At 68.6% G+C, this 15,226-nt stretch carries 18 protein-coding genes; 9 read left to right on the top strand and 9 right to left on the bottom strand.

Going from position 1 to position 15,226, the window contains the following annotated elements:
* Positions 1-128: 128 nt before the first annotated feature.
* Positions 129-299 carry a hypothetical protein gene (locus LOK44_RS09695; RefSeq protein WP_237569747.1) on the bottom strand — a complete coding sequence of 57 codons (171 nt, stop codon included), beginning with the start codon at positions 297-299 and terminating at the stop codon, positions 129-131.
* Between the two features lie 27 nt (positions 300-326).
* On the opposite strand from LOK44_RS09695, the gene LOK44_RS09690 reads away from it, so the two are divergent.
* Positions 327-1,019, top strand: coding sequence for a guanylate cyclase (locus tag LOK44_RS09690; RefSeq protein WP_237569746.1), 693 nt, complete (start codon positions 327-329; stop codon positions 1,017-1,019).
* A gap of 121 nt (positions 1,020-1,140) precedes the next feature.
* Here LOK44_RS09690 and LOK44_RS09685 read toward each other — a convergent pair whose 3' ends face one another.
* Positions 1,141-1,590 (bottom strand): lipoprotein LpqH, encoded by a 450-nt coding sequence (locus tag LOK44_RS09685; protein ID WP_237569745.1) that lies wholly within the window; start codon positions 1,588-1,590, stop codon positions 1,141-1,143.
* A 211-nt stretch (positions 1,591-1,801) separates the two neighbouring features.
* On the opposite strand from LOK44_RS09685, the gene LOK44_RS09680 reads away from it, so the two are divergent.
* Positions 1,802-2,194, top strand: a complete 393-nt coding sequence (locus LOK44_RS09680) for a hypothetical protein (RefSeq protein WP_237569744.1) — start codon at positions 1,802-1,804, stop codon at positions 2,192-2,194.
* Between the two features lie 57 nt (positions 2,195-2,251).
* Here LOK44_RS09680 and LOK44_RS09675 read toward each other — a convergent pair whose 3' ends face one another.
* The 3 genes from LOK44_RS09675 to ychF form a co-directional block, all read right to left on the bottom strand.
* The gene (locus LOK44_RS09675; RefSeq protein ID WP_237569743.1) at positions 2,252-2,599 is read right to left on the bottom strand and encodes a hypothetical protein; all 348 of its coding nucleotides are present in this window, start codon (positions 2,597-2,599) and stop codon (positions 2,252-2,254) included.
* 81 nt (positions 2,600-2,680) lie between these two features.
* Positions 2,681-3,037 carry a DUF732 domain-containing protein gene (locus tag LOK44_RS09670; RefSeq protein ID WP_237569742.1) on the bottom strand — a complete coding sequence of 119 codons (357 nt, stop codon included), beginning with the start codon at positions 3,035-3,037 and terminating at the stop codon, positions 2,681-2,683.
* 86 nt (positions 3,038-3,123) lie between these two features.
* Positions 3,124-4,197 (bottom strand): redox-regulated ATPase YchF, encoded by a 1,074-nt coding sequence (ychF, locus tag LOK44_RS09665; RefSeq protein ID WP_237569741.1) that lies wholly within the window; start codon positions 4,195-4,197, stop codon positions 3,124-3,126.
* Between the two features lie 83 nt (positions 4,198-4,280).
* On the opposite strand from ychF, the gene LOK44_RS09660 reads away from it, so the two are divergent.
* A complete protein-coding gene (locus LOK44_RS09660) occupies positions 4,281-5,447 on the top strand; it encodes a DUF6542 domain-containing protein (protein ID WP_237569740.1) in 1,167 nt (388 codons plus the stop codon).
* Between the two features lie 12 nt (positions 5,448-5,459).
* Here LOK44_RS09660 and LOK44_RS09655 read toward each other — a convergent pair whose 3' ends face one another.
* Complete coding sequence (locus LOK44_RS09655; protein WP_237569739.1) at positions 5,460-6,461, bottom strand: 4-hydroxy-3-methylbut-2-enyl diphosphate reductase; 1,002 nt, start codon at positions 6,459-6,461, stop codon at positions 5,460-5,462.
* A gap of 52 nt (positions 6,462-6,513) precedes the next feature.
* On the opposite strand from LOK44_RS09655, the gene LOK44_RS09650 reads away from it, so the two are divergent.
* From LOK44_RS09650 to LOK44_RS09635, 4 genes are all read left to right on the top strand, one after another.
* Positions 6,514-7,083: a lipid droplet-associated protein gene (locus LOK44_RS09650; protein ID WP_237569738.1), complete on the top strand. Its 570-nt coding sequence runs from the start codon at positions 6,514-6,516 to the stop codon at positions 7,081-7,083.
* On the top strand, positions 7,080-8,339 hold the full coding sequence (gene xseA, locus LOK44_RS09645; protein WP_237569737.1) for an exodeoxyribonuclease VII large subunit: 1,260 nt from the start codon (positions 7,080-7,082) through the stop codon (positions 8,337-8,339). Before LOK44_RS09650 ends, xseA begins: the two co-directional genes overlap by 4 nt.
* A complete protein-coding gene (locus LOK44_RS09640) occupies positions 8,326-8,538 on the top strand; it encodes an exodeoxyribonuclease VII small subunit (protein ID WP_163923437.1) in 213 nt (70 codons plus the stop codon). The genes xseA and LOK44_RS09640 overlap by 14 nt, the downstream gene beginning before the upstream one ends.
* Positions 8,539-8,602: 64 nt before the next feature.
* Positions 8,603-9,691 (top strand): 3-beta-hydroxysteroid dehydrogenase, encoded by a 1,089-nt coding sequence (locus LOK44_RS09635; protein ID WP_237569736.1) that lies wholly within the window; start codon positions 8,603-8,605, stop codon positions 9,689-9,691.
* 6 nt (positions 9,692-9,697) lie between these two features.
* On the opposite strand, the gene LOK44_RS09630 is transcribed toward LOK44_RS09635, so the two are convergent.
* Both LOK44_RS09630 and LOK44_RS09625 read right to left on the bottom strand, forming a co-directional pair.
* On the bottom strand, positions 9,698-11,332 hold the full coding sequence (locus LOK44_RS09630) for a fatty acyl-AMP ligase (RefSeq protein WP_237569735.1): 1,635 nt from the start codon (positions 11,330-11,332) through the stop codon (positions 9,698-9,700).
* On the bottom strand, positions 11,329-11,796 hold the full coding sequence (locus LOK44_RS09625) for a DUF5994 family protein (RefSeq protein WP_237569734.1): 468 nt from the start codon (positions 11,794-11,796) through the stop codon (positions 11,329-11,331). Before LOK44_RS09625 ends, LOK44_RS09630 begins: the two co-directional genes overlap by 4 nt.
* A gap of 225 nt (positions 11,797-12,021) precedes the next feature.
* Between LOK44_RS09625 and LOK44_RS09620 the strand changes: the two genes are divergently transcribed.
* Both LOK44_RS09620 and LOK44_RS09615 read left to right on the top strand, forming a co-directional pair.
* Entirely contained in the window at positions 12,022-13,092 is a 1,071-nt protein-coding gene (locus LOK44_RS09620; protein ID WP_237569733.1) for an NAD-dependent epimerase/dehydratase family protein, read from the top strand.
* A 13-nt stretch (positions 13,093-13,105) separates the two neighbouring features.
* Positions 13,106-14,314 carry an AI-2E family transporter gene (locus LOK44_RS09615; RefSeq protein WP_237569812.1) on the top strand — a complete coding sequence of 403 codons (1,209 nt, stop codon included), beginning with the start codon at positions 13,106-13,108 and terminating at the stop codon, positions 14,312-14,314.
* A gap of 101 nt (positions 14,315-14,415) precedes the next feature.
* Here LOK44_RS09615 and LOK44_RS09610 read toward each other — a convergent pair whose 3' ends face one another.
* Positions 14,416-15,219, bottom strand: coding sequence for a dienelactone hydrolase family protein (locus tag LOK44_RS09610; protein WP_237569732.1), 804 nt, complete (start codon positions 15,217-15,219; stop codon positions 14,416-14,418).
* Positions 15,220-15,226: the final 7 nt, after the last annotated feature.

Here is a 15,226-nt window from a genome sequence, read left to right as displayed (position 1 = left end):
CACGAAGGTCTCCTGTCGTCGAAGTGGGTGTCTAAGCAGCTCCACTCCACGACGGGAGGCCTTCTCCAATCAACGACCGCTACAGCGAGTCGTCACACTTCCTCAACCAACCTGCCTGGGCAGTACACCTAGGCGTCCCCCGGCGGCGGCGACGCCTCCGCCAGGCGCTGATGCAGGCGCGCGCGGACGTCGTCGGGCGTATAGGCGTTGCGCTTGCGTTGATCGCGGGCGACCAGCGCGCCGCCTGCCACGACGCCCGCGACGCCCGCCAACCCGACCCACTTCCAGATCCCTCGCATCCATGCGATTCTGCCTAAGCTGCGCTGGTGAATGCGAACACCGTGACGCTGGAGCGGGCACTGGCCGAGACGCGGACGGGCGACATATGGCTGTTTCGCGGCGATTCCGGCCCCGACCGGGCCATCCAGACGATGACCAACGCACCGGTCAATCACGTCGGCATGACGGTGGCCATCGACGATCTGCCACCGCTGATGTGGCATGCCGAACTGGGCGCAAAGCTGCTCGACGTGTGGACCGGCACCCACCACCGCGGCGTCCAGCTCAACGACGCGCGACAGGCCGTCGAGCAGTGGCAGAACGAGTACGGCCAGCAGTGCTGGTTGCGACAGCTCACGCCGTACGCCGACCGCGCGCAGGAGGATGCGATGATGCGCGTCATCGCGCGGATGGACGGCACCGCGTTCCCCACCACCGCACGTCTGACCGGACGGTGGATCCGCGGCAGGCTGCCGATCGTCAGCGACTTCACCCGCGGGCTGCCGTTCGTGCACCGTCGAGTCCGGGAGTCGGCCGAGCGGAAGAAGCGCGAACGGCACGAGGTCGGGCTGCAGACGGCCTACTGCGCCGAGACGGTCGCCATCACCTACGAGGAGATGGGTCTGCTCACCACCGAGAAGCACTTCAACTGGTTCGATCCGGGCAAGTTCTGGAGCGGTGACGAGCTGCCACTGACCGAGGGCTACCGGCTCAGCGACGAGATTCCCGTCGTCCTCTGACCGCGGTGCCGACACCGCGGCTGGTGTGACCTAGGGGACCCACCGAATAAACCCGACGACATATGCGTTATCACGCATGATTCGGTCCGTCGATGTTCATCCCCGAGGTCGACGGACCGAATCACTCTCCCCGGGCACGGGTCGCCGGTTCCCCACCCTCGGCCGACGGACACTTCGTCTCGATCTGGAACGTGTGCCACGTCGCCTCGCCGACGTCGGGCGGCATCCGGCCGCGAAACCGATATGTCTCGTCGACCCTGCTCACTTCGACCTCCGACGGGTCGGCGATGAACCCTGCGACGTCGTCGTAGCGCAGTGCCACCCGCTCGGCGATCAACCGGCCGCGCTCGATCACGACCGCACGGAACATCTGCTTGCCGGGCCCGTTGACGAAGATGACCACGACACCGTCGCCGCGCGTACAGGACACGTCGTCGGTCCTGATGGCTCCACGCTCGCCGTCGAATACCAACGTGGTCTCCACCTCGGGGCCGCGACTGCACCCGCCGACGGCCATCAGGACTGCGGCACACGCCACCGCCCGACCGGGCCTCACTGCGGCGACGCGCATGGATCGAGTATGACTGCCATGTCCGCCACGTGCCCGCCACCTGCGGGTTCGCACGTCCTCGGGCGGATCAGGTTTCATTCGGCGACGACGGCGGGTACAGGCGTTGCGTCGGGGGGTCGCATGCGACCCCCGCCGCTTCGCGGCATGGGTCGTGAACCACGAGTCGATATGCCGCCGTCGGCGACGGCAGCGGTAGGACAAGGAGTTCACGATGCGTTTGAAGAAGATCGCAGCAGGAGCAGCGGCCACGGCCGCCCTCGGCCTGGGCGTGCTCGGCGCCGGCAGTGGCGTGGCACTTGCCAAGCCGAATGACCCGGGACCCGGGCCGGGACCCGGCCCCTACTGGGTGCCGGGCGATCCGCCAGGCCAGAACCCCATCGGCCCGCCGGGGCAGATCAAGAACGGCAACCCCTACGTTCCCGGTCTGACGGGCGTCCCGCCCGGCCACTGGGGCGATCCCGGCTACGCCGGACTGCCGCCGACCTGGCGCCCGGTCAACTGGTTCGACCTCGGCATCCTCGAGCCGCAGCCAGTGGTCTACAACCCCGACGCTCTGGCGTGGGGCATCTGGTGGGTCGACCGGTTCATCCCGTTCGTGCCCTGACGAATCCTCCGATGGCCGCTCCGCGACAGCGCGGGGCGGCCATCGTCGCGAAAAGGGTCAGCGTCGTTCGGTGTCGGTCGACTGTCGCGAGATCTCCGCTTGTTCACGCCGGGCCTCGGCCACTTGGCGCTCGACGGATTCCTCCGCCCGCTGCACCCGCTTGCGCTCGCGCTCCTCGGCCGAGCCCTCGCGGACGTCGGCGAGCCGCTCACGGTCGTCGGCGAGCGCTTCCCGATCGTCGGCCGTGTGGTCGCGTTCGTCGGCGATGCGCTCGCGTTCGTCGGCGCGGTAGGCCCGCTCTGCGCTGGTCGCGAGCGCCCTGTCCAGGTCGCGCCGGCAGGCGGCCAGTTCGGCCGCGAGACGGTCGTAGTCGGACGCGTCAGAGTTCGCTTCTGGGTCGGGCATCTGATCACCTCCGACGGGAACGCTACGCCCGGAGTACCGAAAGACGTGATCTTCGCGCCCACTCGCAGCGGGCGCGACGGCTCAGCGGCCGACCAGCGAACCGTACTGCGGGCAGTAGGTGACGACCGCGCCGCGAATCAGGTTGGCCGCCTTCCCCTTGTCGAGGCCCTGATTCTGCAGCCCGGTTACCAGCCCGCGGACGGTGCGGACGGGCTCGACCCGCCCGGCGTCCATGGACTGGCAGACCTCTCGCCCGATCTTGATCGCGTCTTCATCGGAGTTCACCGGAACGGCGAGTTGCTCGACGATGTCGATGAACTGCTGGTCCTGGGCGGTCACATCAGCCCATGCGGGTGCTGCAGCCGTCAGGCCTGCCCCGAGGGCAGCCCCGGCGACCAACGCGGACGAGAGGACTTGAACGAACCGCCGAGCGATCACGATGAGTCTCCTGTTGTGACGGTATGAACCTGCTGAGCAACACGGTACTGCTGTTGAGGATGTGACACACCCCGTCGTGTGTCGATCTACACGTTGAAGCGGAACTCCACGACGTCCCCGTCGGCCATCACGTAGTCCTTGCCCTCCATGCGCACCTTGCCCGCGGCCTTGGCGGCGGCCATCGAACCGGCGGCGACGAGGTCGTCGAAGGACACGATCTCGGCCTTGATGAAGCCCTTCTCGAAGTCCGTGTGGATGACGCCCGCCGCCTTCGGGGCGGTGTCGCCCTGGTGGATCGTCCAGGCCCGCGACTCCTTGGGCCCCGCCGTCAGGTAGGTCTGCAACTTCAGCGTGTGGAACCCGGCCCGGGCCAGGGCGTCGAGCCCGCGCTCGGTCTGTCCGATCGACTCCAACAGCTCGGCAGCGGACTCGTCGTCGAGTTCCTGGAGCTCCGCCTCGATCTTCGCGTCGAGGAAGACGGCGTCGGCGGGCGCGACCATCGCACGCAGCTCGGCCTTGCGCGCATCGTCGGTGAGGATCGTCTCGTCGGCGTTGAACACGTACAGGAACGGCTTGGTGGTCATCAGGTTCAGCTCGCGCAACACCGTGACGTCGGTACCGGCAGCGAACAGGGTCGTCCCTCCGTTGAGGACGTCCTGCGCGGCGACCGCGGCCTCGTGCACGGGCTTGCGGTCCTTGTTGTTGCGGGCTTCCTTCTCCAGGCGCGGGATCGCCTTCTCCAACGTCTGCATGTCGGCGAGGATCAGCTCGGTCTCGATCACCTCGATGTCCGACTTCGGATCCACCTTGCCGTCGACGTGGACGACGTCGTCGTCGGCGAAGACGCGCACGACCTGACAGATGGCATCGCACTCGCGGATGTTCGCCAGGAACTTGTTGCCAAGGCCGGCGCCCTCTGACGCGCCCTTCACGATTCCGGCGATGTCGACGAACGTGACCGGCGCGGGCACGGTCTTGTCCGACGAGAACATCTCGGCCAGCTTGTCCAGACGCGGGTCCGGCAGGGCGACTACACCCTCGTTGGGCTCGATCGTCGCGAAGGGGTAGTTGGCGGCGAGGACGTCGTTACGCGTCAGCGCGTTGAACAACGTCGACTTGCCCACGTTCGGCAGCCCGACGATTCCGAGGTTGAGGCTCACGGGTGCGAAGTCTATGAGACGCGCCTTGGCACGCCGGTGTCCGCTGGCAGCCCTTCCTGCGCCGCAGCCGGTACGGTCGACGTGTGTCAGGACAGCGTGCGCGCTCGGCGGTCCCCGCCGACCAGCGATCCGTGCTGCCCCTCGTCCCCGGTCTGCCCTGGTGGGGAGCGGTGCTGCTGGCGGTGATCGCCTCCGCCATCGGCTTCGCCATCGACGCCGGTTCGGGCACGAAGTCGCTCAGCGGCACCTTCGTCGTGTGCTATGTCACTGGCTGTGTTCTCGCGGTGCTCGCGGTGCGTCAGTCGAGCCTCTTCACCACGGTGATCCAGCCGCCGCTCCTGCTCTTCGTCGCCGTGCCGAGTGCGTACTTCCTCATGCACAGCAGCGAGATCAAGGGCATGAAGGACATCCTGATCAACTGCGGCTACCCGTTGATCGAGCGCTTCCCGCTGATGTTCTTCACGGCGGTGACGGTGCTGGCCATCGGCGTTGCGCGCTGGTACCTGCACCGGACGGAGCAGCGACATGCTCCGCAGGACGTCGCCGACGACTTTGCGGACGAGGCCCCCAGCAAGCGTCGCAGCAGGCGTACGGCCGCGATGGACGACGCCGACGAGGAGCCGGCGGCCAAGTCCCCCAGGCCCGCCAAAGCGTCCAGGGCCGACAGGCCCGAGAGAGCCGAGAGGGCTTCTGACGGCCGGCGCAGCCGCAGGCACTCCATCGACCGCGACGGCACCGCCGACGACGACTCGCCACGGCCCCGGAAGCCCCGCCCGGCGGGCAGTGCGTCGCGGTCCCGCCATGCCCGTCCGCCGGAGACCGAGATCATCGACGCGGTGCCGCCGCGTCCGCGCCGTACCCGTCCCCCGGCCGACCCCGACTCGGAGCCGCGTCGACGGCCCCGCAGCGACGAGTCGAGGGAGCGACGCGATGCGCCGCCGGTCGGGCGTCGCAGCACTGGTGATCGCAGCGAACGGTCGGCGCGCAGCGAACGGCCCGTGCGGCGGGATCGGTCGGAGCGCTACGAGCGGCCGGAGGGCCGGTCGGAACGTCGGCCCTACTACGACTCGTACGAGCCCTTCGAGGGTCCGGTCAACGGCACACCGTCGAGCAATGGCCGCAGCCACGCCGACAGCACGCACCACCCGGTCTCACGGGTTCGCTACCGCGGCTCGGACGACGAGGATCCGCGCGTGGAGCACCGCACCCGGCCGCGACGCAGTCGCGATGCTTGGGACTACGAGGACTGACCCGACGGTCCGTCAGGCGCGCGGCGCCCGGATCTCCCTTGGCAGGGCGAAGACCAACGTCTCGTTGGCCGTCGTGACGGGCTGCACCGTGTCGTAGCCGTATTCGGCCAGCCGGTCCAGCACGCCACGCACCAGGACCTCGGGGACCGAAGCGCCCGACGTCACGCCGACGGTGGTCACGCCCTCGAGCCACGCGGGATCGACGTCCTCGGCGTAGTCGACCAGGTGGGAGGCCTTGGAACCGGCACCCAGCGCGACCTCGACCAGCCGCACCGAGTTCGACGAGTTGCGTGAGCCGACGACGATGACGAGGTCGCACTCGGGTGCCATCGCCTTGACCGCCACCTGGCGGTTCTGCGTGGCGTAGCAGATGTCGTCGCTGGGCGGGTCCTGCAGCGTGGGGAACTTCTCCCGCAACCGGCGGACGGTCTCCATCGTCTCGTCGACGCTCAACGTGGTCTGCGACAGCCAGATCACCTTGTTCGGGTCGCGCACGACGACCTTGTCGACCGCGTCGGGGTTGTCGACGACCTGCACGTGGTCGGGCGCCTCGCCTGCGGTGCCGACGACCTCTTCGTGCCCCTCGTGGCCGACGAGCAGGATGTCGAAGTCGTCGCGGGCGAAGCGCTTGGCCTCGTTGTGCACCTTGGTGACCAGCGGGCAGGTCGCGTCGATGGTCTTCAGATTGCGCTCGGCGGCCTCGACGTGGACGGTCGGGGCGACCCCGTGGGCGGAGAACACGACGATGGCGCCCTCGGGCACCTCGTCGGTCCGCTCGACGAACACCGCACCGGCCTTGGCGAGGGTTTCGACGACGTACCGGTTGTGCACGATCTCGTGCCGGACGTACACCGGGGCGCCGTGCTTCTCGAGGGCGCGTTCCACGGTTTCGACCGCTCGGTCGACGCCCGCGCAGTACCCGCGTGGTTCGGCGAGCAGGACGCGCTTTCCGGTCGTCCGTTCGACGACCGTGCTGGCGGCACCTGGAATGCCCATGTTGATCGTCGTTGGCATGCCACCAGGGTACTTACCCGCGCCCCCTACCTGCCAGCCGTAGGCTGCACGCATGGCTACTGCACCCTATGGAGTCCGTCTGCTGGTCGGCGCGGCGGTGACGGCGCTGGAGGAAACCCGTCGGCTACCGCAGACCATCCTCACCTACCCGATGACGATGGTGAGCCAGGTGGCTCAGATGGTCATGAAGGTCCAGCAGGACGTCGCAGACCTGGTGAACAGGGGCGACGAGACCCTGGAGAACCTGTTCCCGCCGAAGGACGAGCAGGCCGAGTGGGCGACGTTCGACGAGGACCTCGGCGACGACGAGGACGATGCGGACGACGACGGTGGCCGCGCCGGCGACGGCGAGCGGCTGACCGAGGGACGCTTCGCGCTCTACAGCACCGGCGAGCCGGAGACGGTGAACTCCGTCACCACAGAGGCCGCACCGGCGGAGGCGCCCCCGATCGTCGCCGAGCTGGACTACCAGACCCTCACCCTCGCGCAGCTGCGGGCGCGGCTCCCCTCGCTGAAGGTCGACGACCTCGAGGCGCTGCTCGCCTACGAGGAGTCGACGAAGGCGCGCGCCCCGTACCAGACGCTGCTGGCCAACAGGATCACCCGCGCGACCGCTAAATGACCGAACAGGACCAGCCCGCGGACAAGCCGGGCAAGTCCCCGGAGAACCCGTACCCGGTCCGTTCGGTGTCCATGATGGTCAAGGACTGGATCGACCGGCTGGGCACGGTGTGGGTCGAAGGTCAGATCGCCCAGATGACCGTGCGGCCCAACTCCGGCACGGCGTGGATCACGCTGCGGGACCCGTCGGCCGACATGTCGCTGCAGATCACGTGTCCGCGCGATCTGGTGCACAACGCCCCGGTCAAGCTCGCCGAGGGCACCCGCGTCGTGATGCACGGGCGACCCAGCTTCTTCGTCGGCCGCGGTTCGTTTTCATTGCGCGTCAACCAGATTCGCGCCGTCGGGATCGGCGAGCTCCTGGCCCGCATCGACCGCCTGCGCCGCCTGCTCCACGCCGAGGGCCTGTTCGACCCGCGGTTGAAGCGCCCCATTCCGTTCCTGCCGGGCACCATCGGGCTGATCACGGGCCGCGCCAGTCACGCCGAGAGCGACGTCGTCTCGGTGGCGACGGCGCGCTGGCCCGCGGTGCGCTTCGCGATCCGCAACCCCGTCGTGCAGGGACCCAACACCGTGCCACAGGTGGTCCAGGCGCTGCGCGAACTGGACGCCGACCCCGAGGTCGACGTCATCGTCGTCGCGCGTGGCGGCGGCAGCTTCGAGGACCTGCTGCCGTTCTCCGACGAGACGCTGTGTCGTGAGATCGGCAGGTGCACGACGCCGGTGGTCACCGCCATCGGCCACGAACCGGACAACCCGCTGTGCGACATGGTCGCCGACGTCCGCGCCGCGACGCCCACCGACGCCGCCAAGCGCATCGTTCCCGACGCGGCGGCCGAGCAGGCGATGGTCGACGACTGCCGCCGCCGCAGCGCGCAGGCGCTGCGCAACTGGGTCCGGCGCGAGCACCACCACCTGACCCAGCTGCGGAGCCGCCCGGTGCTGGCACGTCCGCTGGCCGCGATCGACGCCCGTGCAGACGAGGTGCATCGCGCCCGGGCGGCCGCTCGCCGCGACGTGACCAGGATGATCGCCGCCGAATCCGACCGGATCGGCCACATGTCGGCGCGGCTGACCACACTGGGTCCCGCCGCGACCCTGGCGCGCGGTTATGCCGTCGTAAAGGCGGTGGCGAGCGACGGCACGACGACGGTGTTGCGGTCGGTGGCCGACGCGCCAGCCGGGAGCCGGTTGAGGATTCGGGTGTCCGACGGCGCCGTCGGGGCCGTGAGCGAGGGGGAAGATGAAGCCCATTAGTCAACTCGGCTATGAAGAGGCCCGTGATGAGCTGACCGAGGTGGTGCGCCGCCTCGAGCAGGGCGGGCTCAGCCTCGACGAGTCGCTGCAGCTCTGGGAAAGGGGCGAAGAGCTGGCCAAACGGTGCGAACAGCACCTGGAGGGCGCCCGCCAGAAGGTCGAGAAGGCGCTTGCCGCGAACGACGACGACGAAGGTTGAGATAGCAACCAGTGGCGGGCGGTAGGCTCGAAACTGGAACACGTTTCAGTTATGCTTCTCGGCCATGGGTGACCCAACGCTGACCACCGATCTCGGCCACGTGCTCGTCACCGGGGGTTCCGGCTTCGTCGGAGCCAACCTCGTGACCGAACTACTCGACCGCGGCCTGCGCGTGCGCTCCTTCGACCGCGCACCGTCCCGGCTACCCGACCATCCCGCGCTAGAGACGGTCGTCGGCGACATCACCGATCCCGGCGACGTCGCCAGGGCGGTCGCCGACGTCGACACCGTCATCCACACCGCGGCGATCATCGACCTGATGGGTGGTGCCTCGGCGACCGAGGAGTACCGCAGCCGCAGCTTCGCGGTCAACGTCGGTGGCACCGAGAAGCTGGTGCACGCCGCGACGGCAGCCGGAGTCAAGCGGTTCGTCTACACGGCGTCCAACAGCGTGGTCATGGGCGGCCAGGCCATCTCGGGAGGCGACGAGACGCTGCCCTACACCGAACGCTTCAACGACCTCTACACCGAGACCAAGGTCGTCGCCGAGAAGTTCGTGCTCGCCGCCAACGGCGTCGAGGGCATGCTGACGTGTTCCATTCGGCCCAGCGGCATCTGGGGCCGCGGCGACCAGACCATGTTCCGCAAGGTGTTCGAGAGCGTGCTCGCCGGCCACGTCAAGGTGCTGGTCGGCAACAAGGACGTCAAACTCGACAACTCCTACGTGCACAACCTGATTCACGGTTTCATCCTGGCCGCCGAGCACCTCGTGCCGGGCGGCACCGCACCCGGGCAGGCCTACTTCGTCAACGACGGCGAGCCGATCAACATGTTCGAGTTCTCCAGGCCCGTCGTGGCGGCCTGCGGTGAACCGTTCCCGACGTTCCGGGTGCCGGGGCGCCTGGTGTGGCTCGCGATGACGGCGTGGCAGTTCCTGCACTTCCGCTTCGGCCTGCCGAAGCCGCTGCTGGAACCGCTTGCGATCGAGCGGATCACGCTCGACAACTACTTCTCCATCGACAAGGCCAAGCGCGACCTCGGCTATGAGCCGCTGTTCACCACGGAACAGGCGATGGCCGACTGCCTGCCGTACTACACCGACCTGTATGCATCGATGAAGGCGGCAGGACAGGCGGCACACGCCACCGCCTGACCGCTGCTACTGCACCAGCGACAGGGCGTGCGCGCGACGTAGCTTGCCCGACGGCGTCTTCGGGATGCTGCCGGGTGCCAGCACCACGACCTTGCACGGCCGTACGTCGACCTCACTGAACACCTCGTGGGCGACGGCGCGCTGGATGCGACGGACCTCGGCGCGATCCTCGAACGCGGCCGACTCGACGGCCACCGCGAAGGTCTCCCGCGACCGCTCGCCGTGCAGGCGGACGGCCACCGAGCAGCCCGAGCGCACTCCCTCGACCCGGCCGGATGCCCGCTCGACGTCGGTCGGGTACACGTTGCGCCCGCCCATGATGATGACGTCCTTGACGCGTCCGCAGACGACGATGTGCGATTCCTCGGTCATGTAGCCCAGATCGCCGGTGTCGTACCAACCTTCGTCGTCTTGGGTGGAGACGAACCCGCCGACGGTGGTGTAGCCAGGCGAAAGCGGTTCTCCACGAACCTGAATCACGCCGACGCCGCGGACCGGCAGGACGTTCGCGTCGTGGTCGATGACGCGTACCTCGAGCCCCGCCAGCGCGGGTCCGAGAGTCGCGAGGCGACGGACGTTGCCCGTGGTCGCGGGCACCGCACGGTGCAGCACCGCGAGCATGTCGGCGTCCACCTGGTCGGTCACCAAACCGGCGCCACTCATCGAGAATGACACCGCCACAGTGGTTTCGGCCATGCCGTACGCCGGCACGATGGCCTCCGGCCGCAGACCGAACGGCTTCCCGGCGTCGCATAGGTCCTCGACGACCTCGGGTTCCACCTGCTCGGCACCCGAGAGTGCCCACCGCAGCGAACTCAGGTCGAACTGGTTGGGCTGCGCCTGGTTCCGCAACCGCTTGGCCAGCAGCGCGTACGCGAAGTTGGGGGCCGCGGTCATCGTGCCCTTGTACTGGTCGATGAGCCTGGCCCACAGCAGCACGTCACGCAGGAAGTCCATCGGGGTGATCTTGACCAGCTCGGCGCCGAAGTACATTGGGACGACCAGGAATCCGGTCATGCCCATGTCGTGGAACAGCGGCAGCCAGCTCACGATGACGTCGGTGTCGATGTCGAACTCCGCGCCGACGAACATCGCCTCGGCATTGGAGACGAGGTTGCGGTGGGTGATCCGCACGGCCTTGGGCGGCCCCGTCGAGCCGGACGTCAGCTGCAGCAGCCCGACGGACTCCTCGTCGACGTCGAGCGGATCGATGGGCTCGGCCGTCAGCAGATCGGCGATCACCAGAACCGTGACGCCACTCTCGACCAGCACGGGCGCGGCGGCCATGAACGGCTCCGACACCACGACCGTGGTGGAGCCGAGCGTGTCGACCACCCGGCGGGTCTCCTCTGCCCAGGCCAGCAGGTTGGTGCGCGGCGTGGGCTGGTGAAGCATCGTCACGCTCGCACCACGCATCCAGGTGGCCTGAGCGGTCGGGGCGATCTCGACCGGTTCGCCCGCCAGCACCGCGACGGCGTCTCCGGGACCGACACCGGCCGCGGCGAGACCGCCGGCGATGCGCCTGGCGCGTTCGTGCACCTCGGCCCAGCTCTGCCGCAGCGGTGCATGGGGCTCACCGGTGACGAAACCGCACGTACTCGTCTTGGCGTTCGCGTACATCGCGTCGCAGAAGCGGCTCACGCGGTCTTGCCTTCGGCTTCGGCGAACGAGCCAAGGAGGTGCACGACCACCGACGCCGTCATCGGCACGGTAGATGCGGTCACGGCGGCCAGCACGCGGTCGCCGACGCTGGTCGCGCAGGACGCTGGAACGATGCTCAACACCGCATCGCGGGAGTGGCTTCCGACGAGGTAGATCATGCCCGGGGAGACCAGGGAGTACGGGTCGACGCACACCGCCACGCCACGCCTGATCACCCGCGAGGGTGCCGTGCGCCAGGCTCTCGGGTCGTAAACCACGCGCCTGACCTCGCCGATCATGGATCCGAGGATGGACATCAGATCCGGAAGTTCAGTCGCCAGGTCGGCACTGTTGGGCCACCACACGCCGTCGACGCCGCCGCGGGTCGTGGACCGCTCGCAGAACGCCAGTCGGGACGAAGTCTTGCCTGGGGGACGTTTCGACACCATGGACGGTGCTCCCATCCAGTTAGCCGAGCAGTCGCAAACGGTGGCCGATTGCTTGACCACACGAGTAGCTCGCGACGGTCCGAGCGTAACCCACGCATTGGCCGAACCCCGGCGGACGCGGTCGCGGCGCGATATCGACTCGGTGCCGGATGAATCAAGCGACCCGACCGCCGGGAGTTGCCGAAAGGTGCGCGCAGACCCCTCTAGAGTGCGAGGTTGTAAGCCAGTCTAGGGAGGGTCATGTCTGACGCAGTACTGGTGACGGGGGCCTTCGGCCTCGTCGGCTCGGCGACGGTGAAGCGGCTCGCAGCCGACGGACGCAAGGTGGTGGCGACCGACCTCGACGTACCCGAGAACCGCAAGGCCGCAGGCGACCTTCCTCCTGGCGTCGAGGTGCGGTGGGCCGATCTGACCGACCCCGCGGAAGTCGCCGGATTGCTCGGCGCCGTTCAGCCCGTCGCGATCATCCACCTGGCCGCGATCATCGCCCCCTTCTGCTATGCGCGAGCGGCGTTGGCGCGCAAGGTCAGCGTCGACGCCACGGGCTACCTCGTACACGCCGCGCTGGCCCAGGACACCCCGCCGCGGTTCGTCCAGGCGTCCAGCGTCGCCGTCTACGGCGCGCGCAACCCGCACCGCATCAGCGACCTGCTGTCCGCCGACACCCCGATGCACCCGACGGACCTCTACGGCACGCACAAGGCCGAAGCCGAGGAAATCGTCCGGTCGTCGGCGCTGGACTGGGTGGTGCTGCGCCTCGGTGGCGTGCTCACCACCGACATCAGCTTCGACATCAAGCCGGAATTCCTCTTCTTCGAGAGCGCCCTTCCCACCGACGGCCGCATCCAGACCGTAGACGTCCGCGACGTGGCGCGGGCCTTCGCCGCGGCAACCACCGCGGACTGCGTCGGCGAGATCCTGCTCATCGGCGGCGACGACGCCACGCACCGACTCACCCAGGGCGACATCGGCCCCGCGACCGCCGCGGCGATGGGACTCGTCGGCGCCCTCCCGATCGGTCGGCGCGGCAACCCCGACAGCGACGTCGACTGGTTCGCCACCGACTGGATGGACACCACCCGGGCACAGGAAGTGCTGAAATTTCAACACGTTTCGTTCCCGGACATCTTGACCGAGACCGCGGACAAGGCCGGCTGGAAGCGCTACCCGCTGCGCGCGGTCGCGCCGGCCGTCGGCTTCGTGCTGCGCCGGCAGTCGGCGTACCGCGACCACCCGGGACAGTGGGCCGACCCGTGGGGCGCCATCCGCGCCAAGTGGGGCGACCCGGGGCCCGACCGCGTCACCCTGTGATCAGCGCATGGCCGTGACGACGGAGTTCACCGCAACGCAGAAGCGGGCGCTGGCCGTCGCGACCGTCCTCGCCGTCGGCTTCGGGGCGTACTTCCTCAGTTCCTATTTCATGGTCGTGGTCGTGGCTGCCGTCGCGGCCTACCTCTTCAACCCGCTGTTCGACTGGTTCGGCCGGCGGATGGGCCGAGGGCTGTCGGTGACGCTGACCGTCCTGTCGGCGCTGTTCGCGCTCATCATCCCGCTCGGCCTGCTGGTGCTGCTCGCCGTCGTCCAGATCAGCACCATGGTCCGCAGCGTCTCGGATTGGGTGGGGCGGACCGACCCCACCACGCTCGGCGAGAAGGCGCTGGCACTGGTCAACGACACCGTGCACCGGGTGCCGTTCCTCGCCGACGTCGAGATCACCGAGGACATGGTCCGCGAGCGGCTCGCGACCGTCGCGCAGCATGCCGGCGAGTACGCCCTGACCTTTCTGCAGGGCGCGGCAGGCGGGCTGGCGGGCGGACTGACCGCGGCCGTCCTGTTCATCTACGTGTTCGTCTCGCTGCTCACCAACCGCGAGCGCGTTCAGCTGCTGATTCGCAAGCTGAACCCGCTCGGAGAGGACGTCACCGACCTCTACCTGGAGAAGATGGGCGCCATGGTGCGGGGCGCGGTGTTCGGCCAGTTCGTGATCGCGCTGGCGCAGGGCCTGGCCGGCGCCGTCTCGATCTACCTCGCCGGGTTCCATCAGGGGTTCTTCATCTTCGCGATCCTGCTGACCGCGATGTCGGTGATCCCGTTGGGCGGCGGCGTGATCAGCATCCCGTTCGGCATCGGCATGATGCTGTTCGGCAACGTGTGGGGCGGCGTCTTCGTCATCGTCTGGCACGTCGTCGTGGTCACCAACATCGACAACGTGCTGCGCCCCATCCTGGTCCCCCGCCAGGCACGGCTGGACTCGGCGCTGATGCTGCTAGCCGTATTTGCGGGCATCGGCATGTTCGGCTTCCTGGGCATCGTCATCGGCCCGGTGCTGATGATCGTCATCGTCACGACCATCAGCGTGTATCTGGCCGTCTTCAAGGGCGTCCCGATCCTCGAGGACGACGATGACGACGAACCGGAGAAGCCGAGCAGGCTGCGCGCGCTGATCCTGCGGGCGCGTGCGCGGCTGGGCGCCGACCGCAGCGCGGAGCGATTGAAGGCCAAGCAGGCGTCGGTCGCGGCTCCCCCGCCCTAGGTCTGCGGCCCTGGGTCGGGGCCCGTGCACCTCGCGACGTCTACACCAGCGTCGTCGATCGGGCACCCACCACGACGCTGGTGTAGTTCTCGCGAGATGACTTAGGTCGCGGCGAGCCGCTCGGTCAAGAACGCGACGACCCGCTTGCGCGCCTCGTACGCCGGGTGACCGTCGACCTCGCGAACCTGATCGGTGAGCACGGAGTGGGCCATGCGGCCGAGGCCGTCGGAATTGCCCTTGCCGGAATCGATCTCGATGACCTCGAACGCGTCGCCGAGGCGCGCCTTGAGCGTCGTGAACCGCTCACCCGGCGACAACGGGTCCTCACTGAACCGCAGTCCCAACGCGCAGAGACCCTCGTCGGCGGCACGGCGCTCGATGACCTTCAGCTCGGCCTCTGAGAGCCCGGGATCGCGACGCTGCCGGGGCGTGAGCGGCAACGGCAGCGACGGCTGGCTCATGACGGGAGCGAGCACGCTGTCGTCGACCGCCGCGGCGAGGGCGAAGCCACCGGTGAAGCACTGGCCGATGACGCCGACGCCCTTGCCAGGCGTCGAGGCGTTCAGGTCGCGCGCCAGCGCCCGCAGGTAGTGCGCGATCGGCCGGTCGGCATTGGTCGCGAAGGCCGCGAATTCCTTGGTGATGCAGCCCTTGAGCAGCACGGGCACCGTGCCGGGGCGAACCGCGGACGCGCCGGGTGTGCCGAATAGCGACGGCGCGGCCACCGTGAACCCGTTGTCGACGAGGTGATTGCCCAGCGCGAGCACGCCGGGATGCAGCCCTGGCATCTCGGGGATCAGGACTACGCCCGGTCCCTCACCCTTGCGGTAGACGTCGTGGGTCTGACCCGCCGCGGTGAACGGCGTTGCCACCCATCCGGTGAGATCCGATTCGGGTGACGTCATCGCGTGC

This window comes from Mycolicibacterium lacusdiani (assembly GCF_021916785.1).
Taxonomy (GTDB): Bacteria; Actinomycetota; Actinomycetes; order Mycobacteriales; family Mycobacteriaceae; genus Mycobacterium; species Mycobacterium lacusdiani.
This window is presented reverse-complemented; position numbering and strand designations above follow the sequence as displayed.

What these genes read in the sequence shown, in the direction of transcription:
- LOK44_RS09695 (WP_237569747.1), bottom strand. Translation starts at nt 299, where the DNA reads ATGCGAGGGATCTGGAAGTGGGTCGGGTTGGCGGGCGTCGCGGGCGTC.
- LOK44_RS09685 (WP_237569745.1), bottom strand. Translation starts at nt 1,590, where the DNA reads ATGCGCGTCGCCGCAGTGAGGCCCGGTCGGGCGGTGGCGTGTGCCGCA.
- LOK44_RS09680 (WP_237569744.1), top strand. Translation starts at nt 1,802, where the DNA reads ATGCGTTTGAAGAAGATCGCAGCAGGAGCAGCGGCCACGGCCGCCCTC.
- LOK44_RS09675 (WP_237569743.1), bottom strand. Translation starts at nt 2,599, where the DNA reads ATGCCCGACCCAGAAGCGAACTCTGACGCGTCCGACTACGACCGTCTC.
- LOK44_RS09655 (WP_237569739.1), bottom strand. Translation starts at nt 6,461, where the DNA reads ATGCCAACGACGATCAACATGGGCATTCCAGGTGCCGCCAGCACGGTC.
- LOK44_RS09650 (WP_237569738.1), top strand. Translation starts at nt 6,514, where the DNA reads ATGGCTACTGCACCCTATGGAGTCCGTCTGCTGGTCGGCGCGGCGGTG.
- xseA (WP_237569737.1), top strand. Translation starts at nt 7,080, where the DNA reads ATGACCGAACAGGACCAGCCCGCGGACAAGCCGGGCAAGTCCCCGGAG.
- LOK44_RS09640 (WP_163923437.1), top strand. Translation starts at nt 8,326, where the DNA reads ATGAAGCCCATTAGTCAACTCGGCTATGAAGAGGCCCGTGATGAGCTG.
- LOK44_RS09635 (WP_237569736.1), top strand. Translation starts at nt 8,603, where the DNA reads ATGGGTGACCCAACGCTGACCACCGATCTCGGCCACGTGCTCGTCACC.
- LOK44_RS09625 (WP_237569734.1), bottom strand. Translation starts at nt 11,796, where the DNA reads ATGGGAGCACCGTCCATGGTGTCGAAACGTCCCCCAGGCAAGACTTCG.
- LOK44_RS09620 (WP_237569733.1), top strand. Translation starts at nt 12,022, where the DNA reads ATGTCTGACGCAGTACTGGTGACGGGGGCCTTCGGCCTCGTCGGCTCG.
- LOK44_RS09610 (WP_237569732.1), bottom strand. Translation starts at nt 15,219, where the DNA reads ATGACGTCACCCGAATCGGATCTCACCGGATGGGTGGCAACGCCGTTC.